The sequence below is a fragment of the Dyadobacter sp. HNCC25DJ187 genome (assembly GCF_056895255.1).
The window spans coordinates 964621-989595 of sequence record NZ_JBXHAT010000002.1 but is presented as its reverse complement, the minus strand read 5'-3'; the positions used below and the strand labels follow the sequence as shown (position 1 = coordinate 989595).

General features: G+C 42.0%; 19 protein-coding genes. 10 read left to right on the top strand and 9 right to left on the bottom strand.

The features are described 5' to 3' along the window. Positions 1-201: 201 nt before the first annotated feature. Complete coding sequence (locus AC1XUE_RS15135; protein ID WP_483356820.1) at positions 202-2325, top strand: ATP-binding protein; 2124 nt, start codon at positions 202-204, stop codon at positions 2323-2325. A gap of 9 nt (positions 2326-2334) precedes the next feature. Here AC1XUE_RS15135 and AC1XUE_RS15130 read toward each other — a convergent pair whose 3' ends face one another. Next, a complete protein-coding gene (locus AC1XUE_RS15130; RefSeq protein WP_483356819.1) occupies positions 2335-3492 on the bottom strand; it encodes a DUF3800 domain-containing protein in 1158 nt (385 codons plus the stop codon). Positions 3493-3753: 261 nt separating this feature from the next. Between AC1XUE_RS15130 and AC1XUE_RS15125 the strand changes: the two genes are divergently transcribed. The 4 genes from AC1XUE_RS15125 (at position 3754) to AC1XUE_RS15110 (ending at position 6521) form a co-directional block, all read left to right on the top strand. After that, a complete protein-coding gene (locus AC1XUE_RS15125; protein WP_483356818.1) occupies positions 3754-4692 on the top strand; it encodes a ring-cleaving dioxygenase in 939 nt (312 codons plus the stop codon). 75 nt (positions 4693-4767) lie between these two features. Continuing rightward, positions 4768-5391, top strand: coding sequence for an alpha/beta hydrolase (locus tag AC1XUE_RS15120; RefSeq protein WP_483356817.1), 624 nt, complete (start codon positions 4768-4770; stop codon positions 5389-5391). 114 nt (positions 5392-5505) lie between these two features. Then, positions 5506-6084 carry a Crp/Fnr family transcriptional regulator gene (locus tag AC1XUE_RS15115; protein ID WP_483356816.1) on the top strand — a complete coding sequence of 193 codons (579 nt, stop codon included), beginning with the start codon at positions 5506-5508 and terminating at the stop codon, positions 6082-6084. Positions 6085-6137: 53 nt separating this feature from the next. Then, a complete protein-coding gene (locus AC1XUE_RS15110) occupies positions 6138-6521 on the top strand; it encodes a DUF2958 domain-containing protein (RefSeq protein WP_483356815.1) in 384 nt (127 codons plus the stop codon). A gap of 47 nt (positions 6522-6568) precedes the next feature. Here AC1XUE_RS15110 and AC1XUE_RS15105 read toward each other — a convergent pair whose 3' ends face one another. After that, positions 6569-7339: a hypothetical protein gene (locus tag AC1XUE_RS15105; RefSeq protein ID WP_483356814.1), complete on the bottom strand. Its 771-nt coding sequence runs from the start codon at positions 7337-7339 to the stop codon at positions 6569-6571. A 277-nt stretch (positions 7340-7616) separates the two neighbouring features. Here AC1XUE_RS15105 and AC1XUE_RS15100 point away from each other — a divergent pair, with 277 nt between their 5' ends. Beyond that, entirely contained in the window at positions 7617-10367 is a 2751-nt protein-coding gene (locus tag AC1XUE_RS15100; protein ID WP_483356813.1) for a M14 family metallopeptidase, read from the top strand. A 94-nt stretch (positions 10368-10461) separates the two neighbouring features. Here AC1XUE_RS15100 and AC1XUE_RS15095 read toward each other — a convergent pair whose 3' ends face one another. Continuing rightward, complete coding sequence (locus AC1XUE_RS15095) at positions 10462-12474, bottom strand: thioredoxin domain-containing protein (RefSeq protein WP_483356812.1); 2013 nt, start codon at positions 12472-12474, stop codon at positions 10462-10464. 37 nt (positions 12475-12511) lie between these two features. After that, positions 12512-14146, bottom strand: a complete 1635-nt coding sequence (locus AC1XUE_RS15090; protein ID WP_483356811.1) for a T9SS type A sorting domain-containing protein — start codon at positions 14144-14146, stop codon at positions 12512-12514. Between the two features lie 137 nt (positions 14147-14283). Between AC1XUE_RS15090 and AC1XUE_RS15085 the strand changes: the two genes are divergently transcribed. From AC1XUE_RS15085 to AC1XUE_RS15075, 3 genes are all read left to right on the top strand, one after another. After that, positions 14284-14742 (top strand): hypothetical protein, encoded by a 459-nt coding sequence (locus AC1XUE_RS15085; protein ID WP_483356810.1) that lies wholly within the window; start codon positions 14284-14286, stop codon positions 14740-14742. Positions 14743-14841: 99 nt separating this feature from the next. Next, a complete protein-coding gene (locus tag AC1XUE_RS15080) occupies positions 14842-16155 on the top strand; it encodes an MFS transporter (protein ID WP_483356809.1) in 1314 nt (437 codons plus the stop codon). Between the two features lie 177 nt (positions 16156-16332). Next, the gene (locus tag AC1XUE_RS15075; RefSeq protein WP_483356808.1) at positions 16333-16728 is read left to right on the top strand and encodes a response regulator; all 396 of its coding nucleotides are present in this window, start codon (positions 16333-16335) and stop codon (positions 16726-16728) included. Positions 16729-16851: 123 nt separating this feature from the next. On the opposite strand, the gene infB is transcribed toward AC1XUE_RS15075, so the two are convergent. The 3 genes from infB to AC1XUE_RS15060 form a co-directional block, all read right to left on the bottom strand. Next, positions 16852-19962, bottom strand: a complete 3111-nt coding sequence (gene infB / locus AC1XUE_RS15070; RefSeq protein ID WP_483356807.1) for a translation initiation factor IF-2 — start codon at positions 19960-19962, stop codon at positions 16852-16854. A 72-nt stretch (positions 19963-20034) separates the two neighbouring features. After that, positions 20035-21276 carry a transcription termination factor NusA gene (gene nusA, locus AC1XUE_RS15065; RefSeq protein ID WP_483356806.1) on the bottom strand — a complete coding sequence of 414 codons (1242 nt, stop codon included), beginning with the start codon at positions 21274-21276 and terminating at the stop codon, positions 20035-20037. Between the two features lie 85 nt (positions 21277-21361). Beyond that, the gene (locus AC1XUE_RS15060) at positions 21362-21844 is read right to left on the bottom strand and encodes a ribosome maturation factor RimP (protein ID WP_483356805.1); all 483 of its coding nucleotides are present in this window, start codon (positions 21842-21844) and stop codon (positions 21362-21364) included. A gap of 165 nt (positions 21845-22009) precedes the next feature. On the opposite strand from AC1XUE_RS15060, the gene AC1XUE_RS15055 reads away from it, so the two are divergent. After that, the gene (locus tag AC1XUE_RS15055) at positions 22010-23107 is read left to right on the top strand and encodes an endonuclease/exonuclease/phosphatase family protein (protein ID WP_483356804.1); all 1098 of its coding nucleotides are present in this window, start codon (positions 22010-22012) and stop codon (positions 23105-23107) included. Positions 23108-23191: 84 nt separating this feature from the next. Here AC1XUE_RS15055 and AC1XUE_RS15050 read toward each other — a convergent pair whose 3' ends face one another. Next, positions 23192-23551, bottom strand: a complete 360-nt coding sequence (locus AC1XUE_RS15050) for a DUF4907 domain-containing protein (RefSeq protein WP_483356803.1) — start codon at positions 23549-23551, stop codon at positions 23192-23194. Between the two features lie 12 nt (positions 23552-23563). Further along, positions 23564-24571, bottom strand: a complete 1008-nt coding sequence (locus AC1XUE_RS15045; protein ID WP_483356802.1) for a Kelch repeat-containing protein — start codon at positions 24569-24571, stop codon at positions 23564-23566. Between the last annotated feature and the right edge of the window lie 404 nt (positions 24572-24975).

Genomic DNA, 24975 nt, shown 5'->3' with positions numbered 1-24975 from the left:
TGAACTACTTTGGTCATGAAATTGCGATACTTTTAATAGATTTACATATCCGATAAGGCTGTAGCTATCGAAATCAAATGTATTATCCAAATGAAGTACTATTTTTCTCGTCCTGTAGGGGCGAATTCCTGTTCAAATTAAGGCCGCTTTCACGTTTCAGGTGAAACGGCTCCAGGGGATGTCATTAGCAACACCTATACCATGAAAAACCCGCTTAAAAAAGCATCTCTGTCTTCATTCATCTGGATTATACTGCTCATTGTTATTTTGGTATGTTTTGTATTTGTAACGCTTACCAAAGATTCCAAATCCCGTGTTCTGCGAAGCAGCATTTCTGCACTGAGAAGTGAAAGTGACAATTATCAAAAGCTGGATAGTTGTGTTGCTATACTTTATGATGCGGAAAACAACAGCAGATTATTTGTAACAACGCTGGACTCTGCTTATCTCCGTATCTATAAAAATCAATTGGGAACGGTGTCCAGACTACTGTCGGACTATGAGTCATCCCGCAGCCGTCTCGGATTACCCTTGTCCAACCTGATTGCAGATAAAAGGCTAAAGGACGAGCAGTTTGTGGATATGAAAATGATGGTGGACAGCCTATTAATGTTTTCATTTCAAACACAAAGCATCAAGTCTGTTAATATACCAAGGCATGTGCAGGCAGTTACTACGACACGCAAAATTGCTAAGACGGATTCTATACTTATTGAGCCCCAAAAGAATAAAAAACGTCTTTTGCGACGTATTGCCGATGCTATATCTAACAAAGAGGAAGAAGACAAAGCATTGGCCAAATCTGAAAGTACGGTTACCATTAAGGATTCAGTGATTTCATCATCAAATGAGAGCACGATAACTCCGCTGAATCTTTTTGAACAATATGAAAATGCGCGTCGCCAGCTTAACGATACGGAACGCCAGATGCTGTTTATCAATAGTCGTCTTTTTGCCAGTCTGAAAGGTATTCTTGCCCATATGAAAATGGAAGAAGACAAAACCTTGAAAGCGATCCGGAATTCACTTGTAGAAACGACTCAGGTACAGCTGGATGAAGTGAACAGGCTTTCTTCCGGAAATATTTTTATCGTTCTGGCGCTTACAGCCATGATTATCTGGAACCTGATCAGATTATACCGGCAAGAAAATGCTTTGCTCAGGTATGCACGGCTAACCACCGATACAAGCAAGAAAAAGGCCGAATTTATGGCGCAGGTTGCACATGAAATTCGTACACCACTTAATGCCATCATCGGTTTTTCTCAACTGATTGACTCTGAAAAACTAGACGAAGAACTTAAACTGAACATCAACGCCATCAAAAGTTCATCCAAAACATTGCTGGTGCTTGTCAATGAGATTCTTGACTTTTCGAAATTTGAAAGTGGCAAAATATCGCTGGTTAATGTTCCGTTCTCTCCCAAAGAAATGCTTGAGGATGCAGGAGGGATGTTGTCTGTGCTGGCCCATGATAAAAATATTAATATTCATACCAATTTCAATCTGGCGGATGATCTGTATTTTGTGGGAGATGGATTCCGGATCAAGCAGGTTGTGATTAATCTGCTTTCCAACGCAATAAAATTTACGCCTGAGCGGGGTCATATTACTTTGGCTGGTGCATTTGATAACAAAAGCGGAACAACTGGTTTGCTACGGATTGCAGTGAGAGATTCGGGTGTAGGTATTGCTGGTGAATATCTGGATGCAATTTTTGATGATTTTGTACAGGTAGAAAATACCGAAAACACTTCAAGACAGGCTGGTACGGGCTTGGGACTTGCGATATGCAAGCGAATTGTCGATCTCCATGCAGGACAAATTAAGGTGAATAGTGAACTGGGAAAAGGATCTGAGTTCACAGTAGAAATTCCCTTGACAATGGCTCCGAAGGCAGATGAGGCAATAAAAACTAAATTATTGTCACCTAAGCGGAACGGATTACTTTCCGGGAAGAAGATTTTGGTAGCAGATGATACTAAAATGAATCTTATTTTGGTCGGGAAAATTCTCGACAAGTACGGAGCAGGTTATGATCTGACGAGTGATGGGCAGGAGGCCTATAACCTTTTCCAGGCTAATCATTATGATCTGGTGATTACAGATATTCACATGCCGGTCATGAATGGTATTGAACTGGCAGCAAGGATTCGTAAGCAGGAAGGAAAACTAAAGGCAATCACTCCGATCCTCGGTTTTACCGGTAGTTCTACGACGGGTAGCCAACATCAGTATATACATGCAGGAATGAATGGCGTGATCAGAAAGCCATTTGAAGAACGAAAGTTTATTGATACGATTGAAGAGCTTATCGGAATTTAATATCAGTACCTAATCCAGTATTTTTCGGATCACCGCATATTCATCCCTGTCAAGAACATCCAGTTTTCCATTCGTAGCATGGCTGATCTGGTCCCTGAATTTTTTAATACGCGAAAGCATAGGTTCTACGATTGTATTACTATGATTAATAAAGTCATACAAATCTCCTTCACTAGCTGGCAGTTTATATCCGCGCGAGCTACTGGCAATAAGTACACCGGCATCCCTGAGCGGTGCAATTACTTTGGTCTGGAAATAATGAAGTGAAACAGACTGACCTCTCCGAACCCGTATATGTTCTATTATCTCGAAACTGGAGATGTAACGGGTAGGGCTGATGTGTCTGAAATGAAAAAGTAAAAATCCCAGACATGCAAGCTGATCCGATATATGAGGAGCCTGAATACCGGATTTTCGGTTAATGAAATCGTTGGCAAGTTTCACACTCAGATTAGCCAGTTCTTCATTATAACGAAGTTCTTTCGTATTTACCTTCACCAGATACGGCGCAAATACATCGGGCCAGAACTTCATGGTCAGTAAAGAGGGCTGTATCAGTTCAACGAAATCCTGACGTTGGTCTGTAAGCAAGTGTTCATCATAACAGCGCGCCATGGTTCCGGCTATGAAATCGGCCACCTGAAGTATAAAATCACCATGTGGCTTCACGAAACCAAAAGTCGATTCGTTGAACAGGTTGGGGATGTGATTCTGATGCGTGTATTTGATAAAGCCTTCCATAAAACTGTCGCTGTTTTTAGGATTTGCTACGAGTTCGAGGTTGTTAAAAAGCCCATGTAACTCCCGATCTGCTAAACCGTGTAAGAACTTATGCAAGGATCCTTTGTAACGCAAGCCTTCACCAATCAGCTGCCGTTTGTCTACCACCAGAGCGAATATTCTGAAAGGTGCCGAAAGTACCTCAGTCAATAGCTGTTTTCTTTTCTCATGATCATTGTGTACGGCTGCCGAATTAATGATTCCATCTTCAAAATGCTTCCTGGCTATTACACCCAGCATATGGTTTGCTTGCTCCACATCTTTCTTTGACAGGAGCAGGGCTGTAACAATAAAGTGAGTGGAAGTAGCGTCTCCGTTATTTTCCTTTTTTAAGAATTCCAGTCCATAAGTTCCCCATTCTTCAAGAAAGGCAATCTGTTCGGGCATTGTGATCATGATTGGTAAATGACAAAAATATCATTTTCGTTTTGGTAAAACTATGAAGTTTATACAATTAGCTTGAATTGATGACTCTATTTGTTGTTTTCAACTGGCTTTAAGACTTTACGCCTCACTACAGCTTCGTATTTTCATCAATACAGCAAAAAATAGTATGACTCGTTTTTCTTGTCCTAGTTCAATGTTTTCGCCCATGAGGGCAGTGTACATTTGTATCATCAAAACGAGAACAATTAAACAGATACGAAAATGGAAAATACAATAAACGGCATCCACCATATCACTGCTATCGCCGGAGACGCTAAAAGAAATTATGATTTTTACACTCGTATTCTTGGATTAAGAATGGTCAAAAAAACCGTCAATTTCGATGATCCTAACACCTATCACTTTTATTATGGAGATGAAAACGGAACACCTGGTACTATACTTACCTTCTTTCCATGGGGAGATCAGATTCCGGCAGGAAGAAGAGGTACACGTCAGGTAACCGAAATTGGTTATTCTGTTCCTGAGGGAAGCCTGGATTTCTGGGAAAAAAGATTGCACGACAACAAAGTGACTTATAACAAAGTAGCTGAAAAATTCGGTGAGCAATATCTTACTTTCCTTGATCCTGATGGTTTGAAATTTGAATTGACTGTTCCTAAAAAAGCAGACAATCGCAAACCTTGGGAAACGGATGAAGTAAAAGCGGAACACGCCACCAGAGGATTTCACCATATCACGATTACCAGCAATAAAATTGAAGAAACAGCTAAAATCCTGACGGACATTTTCGGATATAAATTGGTGGAACAGCATGTGAACCGATTTAGATTTATAACCGATGCGGTGGAGCAGGCGTCTATTGTGGATCTTGTGGAAGTGCCTGGCGAGCGTGCAGGACATGTTGCGGGAGGTTCGGTACACCATGTGGCATTCAGAGTGGCTAACGATGATATTTTGATGGAATTCCGTAAAAAAGTCGTGGAAGCAGGTCATCAGATCACTGATAAAATTGATAGAAATTATTTCTATTCACTTTATTTCCGTGAACCAGGTGGCGTACTTTTTGAAATCGCAAGTGACAATCCTGGCTTTGCCACTGACGAAACTGTAGCTGAATTAGGCAGTGGATTAATGTTGCCTCCTCAGTACGAGCCACGCAGAGCTCAGATTGAAAAAGTGCTGCCTGTTTTGAAATAAACAGCATATCAGCAAAGGCCTGGAAGTAACCAGCTCTTTGCTCTAAATGATTTTTCATTTTATCAGTAATTGAAAATGTACCAGCATACAAAACAGATCGTGAAAGCCGGAGTAGCTTTGCAGGATGCCAAAAAGGCCATCGTTATGATTCATGGCAGAGGTGCTGCACCAGAGGATATCATTTCTCTCAAACGTTATCTGAATCTGGATAATGTAGCCCTTATTGCTCCCGCGGCTACCAATAATAGTTGGTACCCCTTCAGTTTCATGGCGCCAGTTGAAAAAAACCAGCCTTCATTGGATTCGGCGCTGACGCTTATTGATGATGCTGTAAAGGAAATAGAAGCAGCAGGTATAGCGGCTGATCAGATTTATTTTGCAGGATTTTCACAGGGTGCTTGTCTCACGCTGGAATACACGGCGCGTCACGCCAAAAAGTATGCAGGGATTATCGCACTTACCGGGGGGCTTATTGGTGAAGTGCTACTGAAATCAAACTATACCGGTGACTTTGGGGGAACACCTGTATTTATATCAACCGGTGATCTTGATCCGCACGTGCCGGTAAGTCGCGTCGAGGAAAGTATTACAGTGCTGAAAAATCTGAATGCACAGGTGAATTCTGCAATCTATCCGGGGCGTCCGCATACGATTTCAGAAGAAGAGATTGCTATCATTAACAGAAAAATATTAAAGTAAGGCGATGTATTGATCGGTGTGTTTTTGATAATATCAGATACTGACACTAATTTTAAAACTCATCTACCAGTTTGGAAGATGAGTTTTTTGCTTGTTTAAATACTGATTGCTGATATGTTTGAAGAAATTAATGCTTACGCAAAGCGATGTCTGCCATTTACAGATGAAGATCTGGAATTTTTTAATTCTGTACTTCAGTTCAAAAAGCAGCGTAAAAAGACTTTCCTGTTGCAGGAAGGAGAGGTATGTAATTTTGAGGCATTTATACTGAAAGGTTGTATCCGAACCTACCACATCGACCACGCCGGCGCTGAAGTTACTTTGCAATTTGCAGTGGAAGACTGGTGGGTGAGTGACATTACCAGTTTTACAGAACAGAAGCCGAGTATGGTCTATATTGAAACGCTCGAAAATTGTGAGCTGCTCATACTTACGCTTGAAACCAAAGAAAAGTTACTTGCCAGAGTCCCCGGATTTGAACGTATGTTCAGGTTGATGGTGCAACGCAATCTTGCACAGACTCAGGAGCGACTTTTCAGAACGATATCTACGACAGCAGTTGAAAAATACCTCGATTTTCTCAATCGTTATCCGGCTATCCCGCAGCGTGTAGCACAGCATTACATTGCATCTTATCTGGGCTTTTCTCCGGAATTTCTAAGTAAAGTGAGGAGGAAGCTTAGTGCGAATTAGGGGTTCGGGTTTGCAGAGCGTTGTACAAGCAGTATCTTTGCAATATGTCAAAAATGATCCCCGAAAATTTAGAGGAAATCATGATTCACAATGCCACGGAAGCTCAAACCGGACTTGGTAAAGATCATGAACCAGTTGTGAAATTACACTCCAAATATGGCAAAGGTATCTGGCTTTTGTCAGAGATGGACGCAGCAAATCATATAGCCTATGGCATCTGTGACCTGGGGCAGGGTACTCCTGAGCTAAGCTACGTATCTATCACGCATCTTGAAAGTATAAAGCACGTCCGCTTGAAGGTACCCATGGTTGAGATTGACCCGGACTTTGATGGGAAATATCCGCTTAGCGTTTACCTGGAGGCCGCAAAAGTAAACAAAAGGGTTACAGAGGATGAGCAACTTTTGAAGCAGGCTGCAGCCAAACTTGGAAAATAGTCCGACCATTCAGCCGGACTTTACTGATGTATTTTGTTTGAGTGATATTATACAGATTGCGTATCGTGGATGATAACTCCCGCCAACGCAGCTGCCAATCCCGCTGCCAGCATACTGACTTCTTTATTGGTATCTTTCTGTTTTGCTGCAATTCCTGCCAGAGCTGTTGCAATAGGAAGCAGATAACTTGGATCATTCAGTTGCCTTGAGGCCCATATTGCAATACCGCTTGTGAGCGGCAACGCGGCGCTGGTCCATTGTTTAATTTCTGTAGGTTTTTTCAGATAACCACTTTCCTGCAATAGAGTGGTAGTGCTTATAGCTGACGCAGCTGTAAGCCATCCTGTATATATTCCAATAAACTTACGCAAAGTATTTTCCGGTTCTGCTACAGATACTCCGCCTGCATCCAACGCCCTATGCAGACCGATTGCCGCAGGCAACATTGAAATTGTAGTGATGGCAGCACCTATCCGATGCTTTTTTTCTGATTTGGAAAAGAAAAAACCAAAAATCATTGTCAATAAATAATTGAGTCTGAGCCATGGCTGTGCTTTCTGATAACGTGGGTTGTTGAGCTGATCTGGAAGCGCCTGATGAACGGCCAGTGCAATAGTTCCTGCGTAGATAGTAGACCAAACAATTCCAAATGTGGCATTAGCAGGCGTAAGCAGGTTCCGATCCACTTTCTTTTGTCGCTTTATATCCAGATAGGTTTTTACTGCGTTTTTCCGTGGCCTGCTAAAAAAGTAAGTACCAACAATTCCTCCGATAACAATCGCAGCCGTAGCATATCTTCCAAGTTCCTTGTTTTTCATGGTTTGTTTATTAGGAGTTATTTCAAATCAGTTTGTACAAAAATACTGTACCGATGTAGTCTGGAACTTCATTGTTCCAGCTTTCTATTTCATTCATTGTTATTGTATTTATGAATGAGCTAATGTATAATAATGGGTGTTTTAGTGCTTATCTAATAATAAACTATAACTTTTATATTCAGTATATTATAATTGTCAGATCAATAATATATTCATGAATGTTTTGATAATTTGTTTGCAGTAAAAAGATTCTATTCCTTACTCCGATGCTTTTTCTATGATTTGTATACGTCTATTTGCCCTACTTCTGCTGTTTTCTATTTCGCTTGTTCAGGCGCAGGTTATCCCGACACCCAAAGAACATTTCGGTTTTGATATCGGCGACGACTACATGCTCACAACTTTTACACAGGCCGAAGCTTATTTCAAAAAAGTGGCTGCTGTATCTGATAGAGTAAAGTTTGTGGATATAGGTCCAACGGAAGAAGGCCGCAGGCAACCTATGATGATTATCACATCCCCTGAAAACCTCAAAAAAATTGATCGTTATAAAGAGATCTCTCAAAAGCTTGGCAGGGCGGAGGTAAGTGAACAAGAGGCAAAAGCACTGGTTGCAGAGGGGAAACCTGTTGTATGGATTGATGGGGGATTGCATGCAACTGAGACTGTGGGTTCACACCAGTTGATTGAAACACTTTATCAACTTGTAAGTCGAAAAGATCCGGAAACAATGAAGATTCTGGACAACGTGATCATTCTGCTTTCTCAGGTAAATCCTGATGGTCACGAACTGGTATCTGGTTGGTATATGAGTGAGAAAGATCCTAAGAAAAGAAACATGAACATTCCGAGACTGTACCAAAAGTATATCGGTCATGACAACAATCGGGACTTTTTCATGATGAACATGAAAGAGACCACCAATACATCTTTGCAGCAGTACGTGGAGTGGCTTCCTCAGATCATTTATAACCATCACCAAACCTCACCAGCCGGTGCGGTTGTGGCGGGTCCACCATATAGGGACCCATTTAACCATGTGCTGGATCCATTGCTGATCACAGGAATAGACGGTGTTGCAGCAGCCATGATCAATCGCCTTAACGTAGAAGACAAACCGGGGTATACACGTCTTTCGGGCTCGGCGTATTCAACCTGGTGGAACGGCGGATTGAGGACTACGCCTTACTTCCATAATATGATTGGTATCCTGACGGAAATTACCGGTAATCCTACACCCTCCACGATTCCGCTGGTACCTGATAGGCTTATACCCAACAACGCGACGCCCTTCCCCGTGATGCCGCAAAAATGGCAGTTTCGCAGGTCAATTGATTATTCTGTTTCACTTAACTATGGCATCCTCAATTATGCTATGCGGAATGGTGATGTGCTTTTGTATAATATTTACAAGATGGGGCGCAATTCCATTGAACGCGGCAACAAAGACTACTGGACATTATATCCTAAGTTCTCAGAAGCAGTTACATCCGGGTTTGAAGCGTATAAAAAAGCTGCTGCTGCACGTCCCCGCACAGACAGTATTGCTAATGCCAGATTTGGAGCCAACATCATTCCTCAGAATCTCTATGATACGGTTTACACAAATCCCGTCTTGAGAGATCCCCGAGGTTTCATCATTTCATCGGATCAGGCCGATTTTCCAACTGCAGTTAAGTTTATTAATGCTTTAATTAAATCCGGGATCCTGGTTCATAAAGCCAATACCGCGTTTACAGTAGAAGGTAAAAGTTATCCGGCAGGATCATACATAGTGAAATCCAGCCAGGCATTCAGGCCCCACGTGCTTGATATGTTTGAGCCCCAAAACCATCCGAATGATTTTGCCTATCCGGGTGGTCCGCCCATACGTCCTTACGATGCTGCAGGATGGACGCTGGCATTTCAGATGGGCATAAAGTTCGATAGGATTTTGAATAGCTTCGACGGTCCGTTTGAGCGAATACCTTATGGCGAAATACAATCGCCACCTGTCGTGACCAGCCCTGGTTCAAAAGGTGGATACCTCTTAGATACAAGAGTTAATAATGCATTCAATGCTGTAAACGATTTGTTGAAAGGGGGCGTTGAGGTATATCGTATAAAAGATAGCACAGCAAATGCTCCGGCAGGTTCTTTCTTCATTTCTGCGAAGGGCAAGAAAATTCTTGAAAAGGCAGGTGCAAACTATGGTGTAACAGGAATTGCTGTAGCTGCAAAGCCGGCAGGCGCCGTAAAGATACGCCCTGCACGAATAGCTCTTTTTGATAATTATGGGGGCTCGATGCCCTCCGGTTGGGTACGCTGGATGATGGAACAGTACAATTTCCCTTTTAAGGTTGTATATCCTCAGGATATTGACCAAGGTGAGCTGGCATCCAAATATGATGTGATTCTTTTTATTAGCGGAGGTATTCCGTCTGTGAATGCTGTTGGCTCAGAGGGTTTCAGAGGTGGACGTCAACCCAAACCAGAGGAGGTAGCTGAAGAGTTCCGTCCATGGTTAGGGAGTATTACTGTGGCGAAATCCGTTCCTGAGCTTAAAAAGTTCATAGAAGCCGGAGGACAGGTTGTGACAGTGGGAAGCAGCACTGCTTTGGCGTATCATTTTGGTTTGCCAGTGAGTAATGCACTTGTTGAAGTAACTGCAAAAGGCGAGGAAAAGAATCTGAATAGTGAGCGATTTTATATCCCAGGTAGTATTCTGAAAGTTTCGTTTGATACATCCCTGCCTGCAAATTGGGGAATGAGCAAAGAGGCTCATGTCGTATTTAATAATAGTCCTGTGTTCAGACTGGGTCCCGATGCCGCGCTGAAGGGATTGAAACCTCTGGCTTGGTTTGGTACAGATAAACCGCTTGTGAGTGGCTGGGCATGGGGTGAGACCTACCTTAAAAATGGTGTTGTCGCTTTCGAAGCCAGGGTGGGGAAAGGGAAACTATATGCATTCGGACCCGAGATAACCTTTCGCGCCCAGGCACATGGAACTTTCAAATTACTTTTTAATGAGCTATATAAAATTCAATAGTCTAATCCGGTACTGTCTTGTTCCATGATATAGAAACGGCAACCGAAGAATCATGTTCGGTTGCCATTTCTATAAATACCATTGAATTTTTTAGCTACCCACCCATCTGTATCAAAGCTTCTTCTACAGAACTGACTGGTAATTGGCAAGTTTTATTGAAGCAAACATAAATCAATGCCTTGCCATCCTTACCCGTTTTTCCGTGTATTAATGGAAGAGATGATGAACTGGTGGAACCTAGTATCACTTTGTTAGGAATAAAAAAGCGGTCGAGATCTTTGCGGATCTCATCCGCATTTTCTCCAACGATTACAATTTCTGGTGTGGGAGCTGCTCGCATACAATACAAAGCAGCCCAGTTGGTAACCCATTGCACATCAGTAGTTAGTATTTTGTGCATTTGAGAAAGCATTTTGTCGGAAATTTGGCTGTAATTCTCCCTGTCCAAAATTTTGCCGAGTGTATAGAGGTTTGTAGCCATGATGGAATTCGAAGCAGGAATTACATTGTCGAACAACTCCTTCTTCCGGACAATCAAGGATTCCCCTTCAGAGTCTGTGAAATAGAAGTAGCCTTCTTTTTCATCATAAAAATTGGATATTGTATGGTCAGTAAGCAACCGGGCCTGGTGGATCCAAATTTCGTCGAAGGTGATTTGATACAATCCTATATATCCGTCAACAACAGCTGCGTAATCTTCCAGAAACGCGGTAATAGTAGCTTTATCATTTTTGTAGCTGTGTTTGAGCTTACCATCAACGGTCATTGCTGTAAGCAGGAAATTTCCGCAGTCAACAGCCAGCTTCCTTATTTGCTCGTCGCCAAGTGCTTTATAGCTGTCGGTTAGTCCTTTCAGAAGGAGACCATTCCAGGAAGCAAGTATTTTATCATCTAATCCGGGTCTTATTTTTTCCTGACGTTTCGCTGCCAGTTTTGCAATTGCATGGTTATATCTCACGATAAATTCCTCGTCATAAATCCCTAGTGCTTTAGCAGTCTTGCTTACTTCGTTGGTCAGGTGAAGATGGTTGTTTCCATGTTCCCAGTTACCTCCTCTGCTGATATTATAAAGATCCGCAAACCAAAGAAAATCGTCTTTCAATATCGTTTGCAATTCTTCATAAGTCCAGATGTAGAACTTTCCTTCAATACCTTCGCTGTCCGCATCCAACGCAGAGTAAAAACCGCCTTTTTGGTGCAGCATTTCATTCTCCAGCCATTTGATAGTCTGACGCAGCCTATCAGCATACAATTCGTCGCGGGTAAGTGCATAAGTTTCCGCATAAATACTGAGGAGCTGTCCGTTGTCATAGAGCATTTTTTCGAAATGCGGTATAAACCAGTCTTCATCAACCGAATAACGGGTCCATCCTCCACCCACGTGATCATAAATACCACCAACGGCAATACGCGTGAGGCTCAATTCTATTTGGGCAAGTGCCTCCGCATTTTGAGTAAGGTCGAAGTAGCGTAAAAGGAACTTATAAATAGAAGGCATCGGGAATTTAGGAGCTCTGTCCATCCCACCTTTTTGGATGTCAAAATGCTTTTTAAGCTGTTCAAACATCATATCCAGTTCTTCTATACTATAAGGACGCTCTTCAAATGACAGCCCATATTTAACTGATTCTGACAAAGTCATATTTTGCACAAAACCTTCGGCAGAACCAGACAGTTCATCATAGTGATTCTGAAATGCGTTGTTGACGCTTTTCAGAAGCTGTACCCAGTTTTGAGCCGGCAAATACGTCACACCATAGAACGGTTTTGCATCAGGTAAAAGAAACACATTCAGCGGCCAGCCACCACGGACACCCATAGCCTGCACAGCATCCATATATACAGCATCAACGTCCGGACGTTCTTCACGATCAACTTTAATACATATGAAAAAGTCATTCATCACAGCTGCTATATCGTCTTTTTCAAAACACTCTTTCTCCATCACATGGCACCAGTGGCAGGCTGAATAACCAATGCTTACCAGAATGGGCTTATTCTCTGTTACGGCTTTTTGTAAAGCTTCGGGCCCCCATGGGTACCAGTCTACCGGGTTATGGGCATGTTGCAGTAAATATGGACTTGTTTCCTTGCTCAGGCGGTTCATAGTATCGTTGATTAAGTAATGTTGATATCCGTAGATATCATTGGTTGATAATTATCTTCCTGGTAATGACCTGATTTTTGGACACAAACCTGGCAAAATATATGCCCGCGGAAAGAGCTGGTAAAGGAATAAATTCATTAGTCATGCCGGAAAATGATTTTATATTTTTCTGCGTGACTATTTGTCCCTTCGTATTGAGCAGGGAAAAAGCGACATCACTCATGCCATTCACGCCAATCAATTTGATGTTCAACTCGGTTTTTGCCGGGTTTGGATATAGTGTTACTTCCGCTAGAAGTGATTCTTCGCCTAAGATCACATCATTCAGATCATATTTGCAAAGTAATATTTCTTTGCCCTTGAGAGTAACTGTCTTATGCCAATTTCCATGGTAAAAGTGGACTAACGTTTCCTCATTATCTCCTGCGTAAGCATTATGAGCGGCTACAAGAATGTGGTTGTCTTTTACAACGCCACGCCATACTGTACCCTGATGCTGAGCCATTAAGTCCCTGGCTGTAGTAGGTATCACAAGCTCATGTTGTCCCTCAAACATATCTTTGAACTCAGACAGTCGATAAAGACCATAAATAAAGTGTTCGTACGGTGCATAGTTTTCCTGCCTATCGCCGGGGAAAAAGGGATTTTCCCATATCCACAAGCCTGCTGCTCCGGAAAAAAATGGGAAGATGGCAGTAGCTTCCGCCATAAATGGGGTGATAAAGGGCGTATTTTTATCATAGCTATCGTGAACTCTCAGCCATACAAAGGGTATAACCGGTTTATCACTCCATGCGCGATTTACTTCCACATGAAATAACAAATAGGTAAGATAATCTTTACCAAAAGGATTATCATAGCCATAGTAATAATACGGTGAAGGGGAAAGCGCATCCATTCCATCATAATAAGGCCCGCCTACGCTACCGGCGTCATTTTGGGTGAGGTAATGTGTTCTTGCCGTATTGGTCGTCCAGTCTTGCCAGGTATTGGAAGTGATATTAAGCCATGTATTTCTGACAGGGACATCGCTGTAGGCTGAAACCAGAGGGCCGTTTCCTATTTTCATCCTTAACCTGTTTATTGCCTCTCTGTGCCACCATCGCATATCCCGCTTGTAGGTATTTAAAAATTGGGCATCCGGGAGATTTCTGTATTCCTGAGCTATCTGGGTGTTTGATTTTAGCTGAAGGATATCTCTGTCCTCGCGCTGGAAACGTTCCACGTCCAGACAAACTATGTCTGCATCTACACTACTTGCATAAGCGTCCCAGTAATTTCTGTAAGCAGTTGTGTCATTTCCCCAGGGACTTCGCAGTGTATTATCAGCCCATGGATAATTGCCGGCATTGGTGGCTACACCGTACCATAATACTGCACGATTTTTAATAGGAAGAGATCCTGGTTCATTACCACTGTAAGTTGCAAGGTGACTGAATCCGTGTTTGAGAGGTTGAGATTGGGTGTCACCAAACCTGGGTCCACTGTAAATCACTTTGAATGGCAGAGAGAATTCCGGAAACTTATTCCATTCAATATTATTGTTATTGGTTACAGGAGACAACTTGTAAGAAGGCTCACAATTCTGGGCTTGTAATTGTATGGAATTGATTATCAAAAGGATAATTCCTGTTGTGTATAGCCGTAAAGTCATTTTTGTATTGCTGTTCATAAGATTGACCAAACAAATTCGTTAGTTTTGTGTCAAATGGTGATTTTGTATTTACAGAAACCAGTATGAGAAAAATTAACCATTTATCGGGAAGCGACGAATTGATTCCTGAGAATTTTTAAATAAAAACAAATCAAATGAAACGCATTTTTAATCTGATTCCCTTACTGGCTGTTCTTCTTTTTGTTTCTTCCTGCAAGGACAAAGATAAGAATGCAACTCCAGAGCCTACCGAAATGAGTAAAATTCTTGTAACCTATCCATGGAATCTTACAAGTGTTACAGATCTGGCAGGCAAAACGATTCCAACTAATCAGCTTGATGTTGTAACCAGAACTATATTACCTAATTTGAATATTGAATTTCAGGCAGGAAATAAGGTTCTGGCAAGAGGAATAGGGGATTCGCAGGTTGCCAATGGAGGAACGTGGTACTTAACCGAAGATAATAAAGGTTTGGATATCAATGTTAGTATGATTGCCGGCATTTTTGATATTGTGGAGCTAACAAACAGCACGATGCGATTAAAAAAGTTGATGCCTGTTAGTGGTGTCGAGCAGGAAGCAATCATGGTATTTGCTCCGGTTGTAAGATAATCGGAGTATCAAAATATAATAGGTACTGTATAAGAATTTGTAAGGAAAGCGGCGGATTTGATTCGCCGCTTTCTTTATTTTGCAGCAAATTCCTTTTACATGCAAAAGAATAATCCCCGCATCATCAACGCATGGTGTATGTACGACTGGGCCAACTCGGTACACGCCCTGGTTATCGTTTCCAGTATTTTTCCTGTTTATTTTAGTGCGACTGCCCTTAGTGCATCAGGCAGTCCGGAAATTAATTTTTTCGGATGGCATGTAAAAAGTTCGGTCCTCTTTTCTTATACAGTCTCCAGTGCCTTTTTGATTACTGCAGCTTTGATACCCCTGTGTACCGCTATTGCAGACTACACAGGAAGAAAGAAAAGCTTTATGAAATTCTTTTGTTATCTGGGAGCAATCAGTTGTATGTTGCTATTTTTCTTCACCAAGGATACGCTCATTCCGTCCCTGTTGTTATTCGGGCTTAGTCTGGTAGGATGGAGTGGCAGCATCGTATTTTATGATTCATATCTTCCTGAAATCGCAACAGAAAGTAATTATGACCGCTATAGCGCCAGAGGGTTTTCGATGGGGTATTTTGGTAGTGTACTTTTATTGCTGTTCAATCTGAGTATGGTCTTGTTCCCGCATTTTTACGGTATAGAGAATAAGGCAATTCCTGCGCGTATTTCATTCTTTACAGTGGGAGTCTGGTGGATTTTGTTTGCACAGATCCCGTTTTATTATTTGCCGGAGGGTAGGAGTGGCTCCGGAATGGTGACTCGTAGTGTGATCCTTAATGGTTTTCAGGAACTCAAAAAGGTGTATGCCCAATTGCAGAATCAGCCATACCTGGCAAAATTCCTTTCCGCATTTTTTATTTATACAATGGGTTTAAGGACTGTGATGTATGTGGCTACTATATTTGGTGCTACTGAGCTAAAGCTTCCTTCACAGAGTTTGATTATCACAGTTCTTCTCATTCAATTGGTGGGTATTGTAGGATCATTTGGCTTTGCCTGGCTTTCCGGTCAGATCGGTAATATATATGCACTGATGATCGGAGTTGTGATTTGGATAGGAATCTGTGCAGGTGCTTATTATACGACCGAGGCCATAGAGTTTTACGTGCTGGCGTGCACGGTTGGCATGGTGATGGGTGGACTGCAGTCACTTTCCAGGGCAACGTATTCCAAACTACTTCCCGTACAAACTACAGATACAGCTTCTTACTTTAGCTTTTACGATGTGACTGAAAAACTAGCCATTGTGTTGGGAACATTCATTTATGGATTTGTAGAACAGTTTACAGGTAGTATGCGCAACAGCATATTGGCACTTCTGGTCATTTTTGTATTTGGTCTGTTTTTACTCGCACGCATTCCATCCCGAAAGGTGTATCGGTTTGGACTTGATTCGCAGAAATAATGTTGATCCGTTTAGAGAAAGGATTGAGTGTGGAATACTTATGGGGATTCTGTTACACGTTTATTTGTGTGTATGTTCGGGCAATAGGAAAGAGGGAGCACCCTGCGCGTTTACCGTGCCATGGTACAATATTTTAACTCAGTGTTAACTATTAGAATGAGGTTAATAAACTGTAGCATGAACAATCCTATCAGTGTTTTGGTAATTGATGACGACCAGGACGATCATGAAATTTTTTCCGGGGCAATGCACATAGCATATCCTAAGGCACTATGTGAATTTGCATTTAACAGACTGGAAGCACTTGACCGATTGAAATTGGTTACTGAAAAGCCGGATTTCATATTTATGGATTTGAATATGCCGGAGATGGAACCTGAGGAGTTTCTGCAAAAGTTGAGGCTTATACCTAATATGCAGGACATTGCAGTCTATACACTTTCTGGGTGTGCTCCTTATGATCAGATGAAATATTTGACTCAAATCGGGGTGAAGAAGGTACTTCAGAAACAAAATACAATAGGACAATTATCCAATCTGCTTCGATCTACAATAGGAGCGGTTGCGGTTTAAATCAGCAATAACTAACACACACGATATATAAAGGCAAGAACACACACTAATTCATTAAAAGCAAGAATGGCCCGGCAGAAATTTCTGCCGGGCCATTCTTGCTTTTATATCTAAACATTGGTACTACAATGTTCTTTTCACTTCACGTAGTTCAAAGCTTTCAATGATATCACCTTCTTCGATATCATTAAAGTTCTTAATACTCAAACCACATTCGTAACCGTTTCTTACTTCCTGAACATCATCTTTGTAACGTTTCAACGAATCAATCTCACCTGTCAGCAATACGATACCGTCACGTACAATTCTGATTTTATTACTACGCTTCACGAAACCATCCGTAACATAGCAACCTGCAATGGTTCCGATACGACTGATTTTAAATACTTCACGTACTTCGATATTACCAGTAATAACTTCTTCAATTGTAGGAGCAAGCATACCCGTCATCGCATCTTTCACTTCATCAATAGCACTGTAAATTACAGAGTAGTGACGAATTTCGATCTGATCCTGCTCGGCCATCTTCTTAGCATTGGCAGAAGGACGAACCTGGAATCCGATTACGATTGCATCCGAAGCAATTGCAAGGTTTACGTCTGATTCAGAAATCTGACCTACACCTTTATGGATGATGTTAACCTGAACCTCAGATGTTGAAAGTTGCAGTAACGAATCGGAAAGTGCTTCAACCGATCCATCCACGTCACCTTTAACAATCAGGTTCAATTCACGGAAGCTACCAATTGCCTTACGACGACCAATCTCTTCAAGAGTGATATGTTTACGTGTTCTGATTGTCTGTTCACGCTGTATCTGCTCACGTTTTACTGCAATCTCACGGGCATCACGCTCGTTTTCGAAAACATTGAAACGATCACCAGCCTGAGGAGCACCATTTAGTCCCAGTAACTGCACAGGCATGGATGGTCCTGCTGTCTTGAGTTTTCTTCCAAGGTAATCCGTCATGGCCTTCACTTTCCCAAAGTGAGCTCCTGCAAGAACCACATCACCAAGTTTCAGAGTTCCTGTTTCTACCAGAAGCGTGGTAACATATCCACGTCCTTTATCAAGTGAAGCTTCAACTACCGTACCATTTGCACGACGGTTAGGATTCGCTTTCAATTCCAGAAGTTCAGCTTCCAGTAATACTTTTTCAAGTAACTCATCTATACCCAGACCTGATTTGGATGAGATTTCCTGAGTCTGGTATTTACCACCCCATTCTTCTACAAGCAAATTCATGTTAGCAAGTTCCTCACGTATCTTTTCGGTATTTGCACCAGGCTTATCTACTTTACTAAAAGCAAATACAATTGGAACACCTGCAACCTGTGCGTGATTAATTGCTTCACGCGTCTGAGGCATGATGCTATCGTCAGCTGCGATTACGATGATAACAACATCCGTTACTTTGGCACCACGTGCACGCATCGCTGTAAAGGCTTCATGACCCGGAGTATCAAGGAATGTAACTTGTTTACCGACCTTGGTTTTAACGCTGTAGGCACCTATATGCTGTGTGATTCCACCTGCTTCACCGCTTGCAACGTTTTCTTTACGTATGTAATCGAGAAGGGAAGTTTTACCATGATCGACGTGACCCATGATTGTGACAATAGGAGCCCTTTCGATCAGACTTTCTTCTGAGTCTACTTCTTCAACTACGTCGTTCTGAACTTCTTCTTCTGCTGATATGAATGCAACTTCAAAACCGAATTCATCTGTGATGAAAGTGATGGCTTCTGCGTCCAAACGCTGGTTGATAGAGACGAACATACCCATGCTCATACAAACCGAAATTACTTCCTGTACCGTAACGTCCATCAGAGAAGCCAGGTCATTTGCAGAAACGAACTCCGTTACGCGCAATACTTTAGTTTCGCTGTCATCCATTGCGTTCGGATCATTCTGATCTGCCCGATCGCGACGTCTCAAACCTCTACCTCTTCCACCTGTCTTGGCATTGCTCCCTCCACCCATACGTGCCATTGTTGCACGGATGTTGTCCGAAACTTCTTTATCAGATACTTCTTCACGTTTTCCACCGCGTCGGTTGCTACCACCACGGTTGCTGCTCGCACCTTTTGCACCTGCAGTGCCAGCATTATTAGTGCCTGGCGTTCCAGTTCCTGTATTACCGGTTGTGCCGGTAGCCGGACGATTACCACTTCTGTTACCTGTAGTAGCAGGAGCATTAGCGTCTTTTGGCCGCGCTGCTGTGCTATCGCCGGTAGTTGTCGTTGCGGTAGCCGGTTTTACTTCACCAGGTGTCGTTACACCGTCACGAATACGCTTGCGCTTACGACGACGTTTCTTGTCCGCCGCTGTATCGCTACTGGATGCAACGGGGTCTTTTTTCTTAAACTTATCGGAAGGTAATTCAATCTTACCAACCACACGAAGTCCTCTTAGTTGCTCACCACGTGCTTCTATCAGGTTTGACCCTGTACCTTCTGCAACAGGTGTATCAGCTACAGGTTTCTCCTCCTGTACAACCGGGGCTGGTTTTTCAGAAGTTGTTTCTACAGGTTTTTCAACTGCAGTAACAGGTGGTGTTACTATAGGAGCTTCTATTTTTTCCTGAACAGGCGCTGCTTTTACCGAAGTCGTTTCTACTACAGCTTCAGGCTGCTTTTCCTGCTTAGGTTCCAGTACTGGTTGTTCAGGTGCTTTTGTTTCAACCTGTGCCGTTTGTACAGGTGCTATATCTTCTTTCGGAGCAGGAGGGGTTACCTCTGCGACCTCAGGTTTTTTCTCTTCCACAACCGGTTTGGGAGTTTCCGCTACAGGTGCTTTTTCGGGAGCAGCAGCAGGAGCTGAGACGGGTTTCTTTGCGTCCAGGTCAATTTTACCTACCACTTTAATTCCAGGTAATCTGTTTTCCTGAACAGGAGTTACAGGTTCTGGTTTCTCCTCCACCTGAGGTTTTTCTTCTGCCGGTTTTGCAGCACTGTTTCTGAAGTAAAGAATTTCATCATTGTTGCTCCTTACTTTCTCTTCTTTGCGTTCCGAAGGAGCCTCTACCGGAGCAGGTTTCGGAACAAGCGATGTTTTTAGGTCGTCCGATTTGAAGTCCTTTGCAAGAAACTCGATTTGATCAGAATTAATCTTGGTATTAGGGTTACTTTCCACCTTATACCCTTTGGCAGACAGATGATCCACGATCGTAGTAATTCCTACGTTCAGGATCCGTGCCACTTGGCTAAGGCGCATCATTTTATCTTCTGCCATATTAGCAATTAAATAGAAAAAAGTTTTGCATTTGCGGACAACCTAACACCATTGTCAGATCATCCAAATAGATTATTCAAATTCTTTACGCAGGATATCCAGAATGTCCTCGACAGCTTCTTCTTCCAGATCCGTACGTCTTACTAATTCTTCCTTATTCAGGGCCAATACACTTTTTGCTGTATCAAGACCTATTTTGTGCAGCTCAGCGATCATCCAGCTTTCGATTTCATCGGAGAACTCTGACAAATCAACATCTTCGTCATTTTGTTCCTCAATATCTCTGAACACGTCAATTTCCATGCCTACGAGTTTGCCGGCCAGTTTAATATTCTGCCCACCTTTACCAATTGCAAGAGAAACCTGATCTGGTTTCAGAAATACCGATACGCGCTTAGAATCGCGATCAATCTGCATAGAGCTCACTTTGGCAGGGCTCAATGCGCGACTAATAAGCAGTTCAAGATTATCGGTATAATTGATTACATCAATATTCTCGTTACCGAGTTCACGTACGATAGAATGGATTCTTGATCCCTTCATACCCACACAAGCTCCAACCGGGTCAATTCTGTCATCGTACGATTCTACTGCAACCTTTGCACGTTCCCCTGGTTCACGAACGACTTTTCTTACTGAAATAATTCCATCGTAGATCTCAGGAATTTCAACTTCGAACAGTCTTTCCAGGAAAACAGGCGATGTTCTTGACAATGTTATCTTGGGAGAACCATTGTTCATATCCACTTTATGAATAACGGCTTTCACTGACTCTCCTTTACGGAAACGATCTTTGGAGATCTGTTCTGTACGAGGCATTGAAAGTTCATTTCCTTCACTGTCCACGATGATAACTTCATGACGGAGTGTTTGATACACTTCTCCCGTAATCATCTCACCCACCTGATCCTTGTACTTTTCGTACATGATTTCTTTCTCCATATCCTTGATCTTCTGGATCAAAGTCTGGCGGGCAGTTTGTACCAAACGGCGACCGAAATCGATAAGTTTAACTTCTTCGGCTACCTCTTCTCCAACTTCAAAGTCACTCTGAATTCTGCGAGCTTCTTCCAACGGAATTTTGTTGTATTCCCAGATATCTTCCGAGTTATCATCAACAATTTCACGTGTCCGCCACATTTCAAGGTCACCGCTTTCCGGGTTAATGATCACGTCAAAGTTGTCGTCTGTGCCATACTTTTTACGGATCATCGTACGAAACACCTCCTCTAATACACTGATCATCGTAGGACGGTCAATGTTCTTTGAACTGGCAAACTCCGCGAATGATTCTATTAATACTCCGCTATCCATTTTATGCTAAAGAATATTTGCTGATACTAAGTTAAACATATTATACATTTGATTACAAATCAGGTGTATGCCTGGAATGCACAAGTTATTTAAATGAAATCTCAATCATAGCCTTGGAAATATCTTCCAAACGGACAATCTTGATCATCTCTGATGGTTCTACAGGCACCTTTGGCTTCTTCTTTGGCTCAGGCAACTGCAAAGTTATCTGCTCTTCCTGCACATCTGTCAGTTGTCCTGTGATAATATCTCCGCTCTTTAAAGTCACTTTGATACTTCTTCCAAGGTTTTTCCGGTATTGACGAACCAGTGTGAGCGGCTGATCCAGACCAGGAGAGGATACTTCCAATGTGTAAGCATCTGCAAACAAATCAAGCTCTTCGAGTTGCTTTGCCAGGCGTCTGCTTATAGAAGTACATTCCTGAATGGTGATTCCTTCGTCGCTGTCGACTAGGATGGATACTTTCTGGCTGGTCTTGGAAGGCTTGATCAGAATATTTACAATGAATAATCTGTCTTCCTCCAGCATTGGATTCAGTAATGCTTCTAATTGTTCTTTTATTGACATGTAAGGCTTGATACAAATAAAAAAGGGGATTGTAGACCCCCTCACTCAACCGATCATCTTTAAATAATGATGCAAAGGTAAAACTATTTTATGATTTGTACAAGTTATGGTTTTTTAGAAATCAGGGTTAAGCTATTTTTGTTGCCAACATCCTTGAAGACCTCCATGAAAAAAATTGCAAGTACTTTTTCGTTTTTTTATTATCTATTCGTCCTATACACACTCGTCTGCTATGCACTGATCTACTGGAGTCCGCTAAAGGGATGGTTCTGGGGCTTTATTATGATGTCTTTCCCCATAGTTATCGTAATCCACCTGTTTATTCTGGTCATGGCGATACTTTCCCGTGAAAAAAAGAACATTCTTTTTCCGTTAATAATTCTCGCACTTGGAGGATTATTTCTGCCTCGTACGTTTCAATGGGGAAATAATCCTGAAGAAGCAGATCAGACTCAAAAAACACTGACTGTCCTTCACTACAATGTACATGGATTTCAGCACAATAGGGAAATGCCCTTGGATTTACGTAATGATGAAAAGGCCAGGATGAAAGATTGGCTTGTGAATACCGGGGCCGACTTACTTTGTATGCCGGAATATATTAACTACAAAAGTGCTGGTGTGATGGATGTAACAGCGGCATTTAGTAAAGAAGGATACAAAGATGTTGTACATTTCAAATCCGAAGAGCATACTCGTCGTAACAGTTACTATGGAATGGTGCTTTTTTCTAAATATCCTATTTTAGCATCAAGAGATACAGTGTTTGAAGCGCAGAATGGAATGATCCAGGCGGATATTAAAATGGGTAAAGATACAGTGAGGGTTATAACGGTTCATCTTTTTTCAATGACGCTACGGCTGAAAGCATTAGTAAGTCAGCGTACGTCTAAGGGGCTTATCAGGGAGGTAAAATCTACCGCCCGTTCTATTAAAATGGGTTTTTTGAAGCATGCACGCGAGGCTGAGGTACTTAAGGCATGGGTGCATTCATCTCCATATCCTGTAATTGTAGGCGGCGATTTCAACGAAACGCCTTACAGTTATGTGTATGGAAAAATCAGGGAAGTTCTTGCCAGTACATTTGAAAATAAGGGAAGTGGATTTGGATTTACTTTCAATGAAATGCCTTATTTTATCAGAATAGACCATCAGTTTTATGACGAGGCGCACTTAAAATTGATAGATTTTAAAACCATTAATGAAGTGAAATACTCTGACCATTACCCTGTCATGGGTACCTACCAGGTAATTCGGGAGTAAAATGAAATGTGTTTTCTATATTTTACCCATAAAAATGCCCCCAAAATGTGTCTAACTTTTTGGGGGCATTGTATTCAGGCTTTTTCATTTGTAGGTAATCCTGAGACTATCAAGTTCCCTTATTTCAACGGTGGGTGGAAAAACTTTTCTTTCCAGTTTGTTCATCACCAGATCAGCTACGGATTGGGCTTCCTGCTCAGTACGGAAAGAATTGTTTCCAACTACACCTGGAATGTTAAACTGCTCAATAAGTGCAGATGTATCTTGCATAATACGGTAGCCCCATCCATTGGGCAACGCGACCGTTTCTGTTCTTAAATTACCAAAGCCTTCGCTGGTAGAGTCTATTCCATTTTTCGCACGTTTTGCAAAATAGAAATAGGCTGCTCCGGCGAAGGCTATCAGGCAAATCAGAACGACTTTTAAGGTGTTACTGATTTTCACTTATATTATATCTTAATCTTCCGATACTGATGGTGCTGTAGGATCAAAAGCCCAGAAATCGTCGCTGTTCAAAGTTCCAGCCAGTCCGGTACCGATATATCCGATTCCTTTCAATGTGAAACCGGCAGCATAACTTCTTGCACCACCTTCGAAGTTCGTTTTTGCTACCCAGCTATTATCAGCTGCGTTGTATTCCCATACGTCTGAGGATCCTGTACCTCCGATGATATATGCTCTGTCATTCATGACGAGTGTAGATCCGAATGCTCTGGCAGTAAGTGCATCATTCGTAGCAGCAAGGCGTGTCCAGCTATTGGCAGCAGGATCGAAAGAATAAAGATCTTTGGTTGCTTGCTGAGAGTTGTTCTGTCCGAATCCTACGTAAGCTTTTCCTCCAAGTACAAATGCGTTAGCTCCTTTACGCTTTCCACCTGTAAAATTAGCGACCTCAGTCCAGGTATTTGCAGTAGCATCGTAGCTATAAAAATCCTGATACATAGTTGAGATGTTGATGCTACCCAAACCTACATAACCTTTGTTTCCAAGAACAAAAGAGGATGCATTACTACGAAGCATTGGGAAGTCAGCAATCTTTTTCCAGCTATTAGCAGTAGCGTCGTACTCATAAAAATCTTTTTTGTAGCCACCATCCACAGTATTGATGGCGTCATAACCCGTACCTACGTAAGCCTTATTTCCAATTACAAAAGCAATCGCATCCTGACGACCCGTTCCAGGAAATTCGGCAACCTGTGTCCATGTAGTTCCGGTGAATGACCACATATCTTTCGAACGCGCATTGGTGGTTTCGTTTGTACGACCCGTACCGATATATCCTTTTTCTCCTACAACAAAGCTTACTGCTCCGCTTCTTGGCGTTCCCCCGAAATCAGGAATACCTTGTCTGTACCAGTTTCCCAGTTTGTCAGCTTCCGGATCATCATTATTACAACTAAACTGAAGTAAAGAGGCAGATGCAACTAAGATGGCTAATGAGGTCTTCTTTAAAGTATTAAACATGAAAAATTATGGTTTGACTAATTGTTACAAATGAAATAATAATTTTTGGTTTAATTAAGAAAGTATCACGTGCGGGGTGCATCGGGTAACAGACAACACGAAACTATTTCAATCAAATTTTTTGCAAACATAACATCTTGAACCTGCTAACAGAAATTATCGATTTACTTTTTAATGAAAAGTTGCAAATATTGCCTGGATAATAAACGCAAAACAAAGAATGTTGTTGTCATAAAGTAAGAGGAGTTACAAATCCAACTGACTGCAACAGCTCTTGAACTCCTTAATTATTAGGAAACTAAAATAGTTATGGTCTTTTTTACGTTTATTTTCAACAGCTTGCCACTCTTGTTTCCAGGGGTGCGTACAGCTGAGTAGAATAGGCTAGACATCTTGAATTATTC

Coding starts and splice junctions, on each gene's coding strand:
- AC1XUE_RS15120 (WP_483356817.1), top strand. CDS start 4,768: ATGTACCAGCATACAAAACAGATCGTGAAAGCCGGAGTAGCTTTGCAG.
- AC1XUE_RS15090 (WP_483356811.1), bottom strand. CDS start 14,146: ATGAACAGCAATACAAAAATGACTTTACGGCTATACACAACAGGAATT.
- AC1XUE_RS15130 (WP_483356819.1), bottom strand. CDS start 3,492: ATGCCCGAACAGATTGCCTTTCTTGAAGAATGGGGAACTTATGGACTG.
- AC1XUE_RS15055 (WP_483356804.1), top strand. CDS start 22,010: ATGAAAAAAATTGCAAGTACTTTTTCGTTTTTTTATTATCTATTCGTC.
- AC1XUE_RS15075 (WP_483356808.1), top strand. CDS start 16,333: ATGAACAATCCTATCAGTGTTTTGGTAATTGATGACGACCAGGACGAT.
- AC1XUE_RS15045 (WP_483356802.1), bottom strand. CDS start 24,571: ATGTTTAATACTTTAAAGAAGACCTCATTAGCCATCTTAGTTGCATCT.
- AC1XUE_RS15085 (WP_483356810.1), top strand. CDS start 14,284: ATGAAACGCATTTTTAATCTGATTCCCTTACTGGCTGTTCTTCTTTTT.
- AC1XUE_RS15115 (WP_483356816.1), top strand. CDS start 5,506: ATGTTTGAAGAAATTAATGCTTACGCAAAGCGATGTCTGCCATTTACA.
- AC1XUE_RS15110 (WP_483356815.1), top strand. CDS start 6,138: ATGATCCCCGAAAATTTAGAGGAAATCATGATTCACAATGCCACGGAA.
- AC1XUE_RS15080 (WP_483356809.1), top strand. CDS start 14,842: ATGCAAAAGAATAATCCCCGCATCATCAACGCATGGTGTATGTACGAC.
- nusA (WP_483356806.1), bottom strand. CDS start 21,276: ATGGATAGCGGAGTATTAATAGAATCATTCGCGGAGTTTGCCAGTTCA.
- AC1XUE_RS15135 (WP_483356820.1), top strand. CDS start 202: ATGAAAAACCCGCTTAAAAAAGCATCTCTGTCTTCATTCATCTGGATT.
- AC1XUE_RS15100 (WP_483356813.1), top strand. CDS start 7,617: ATGATTTGTATACGTCTATTTGCCCTACTTCTGCTGTTTTCTATTTCG.
- infB (WP_483356807.1), bottom strand. CDS start 19,962: ATGGCAGAAGATAAAATGATGCGCCTTAGCCAAGTGGCACGGATCCTG.
- AC1XUE_RS15125 (WP_483356818.1), top strand. CDS start 3,754: ATGGAAAATACAATAAACGGCATCCACCATATCACTGCTATCGCCGGA.
- AC1XUE_RS15105 (WP_483356814.1), bottom strand. CDS start 7,339: ATGAAAAACAAGGAACTTGGAAGATATGCTACGGCTGCGATTGTTATC.
- AC1XUE_RS15060 (WP_483356805.1), bottom strand. CDS start 21,844: ATGTCAATAAAAGAACAATTAGAAGCATTACTGAATCCAATGCTGGAG.
- AC1XUE_RS15095 (WP_483356812.1), bottom strand. CDS start 12,474: ATGAACCGCCTGAGCAAGGAAACAAGTCCATATTTACTGCAACATGCC.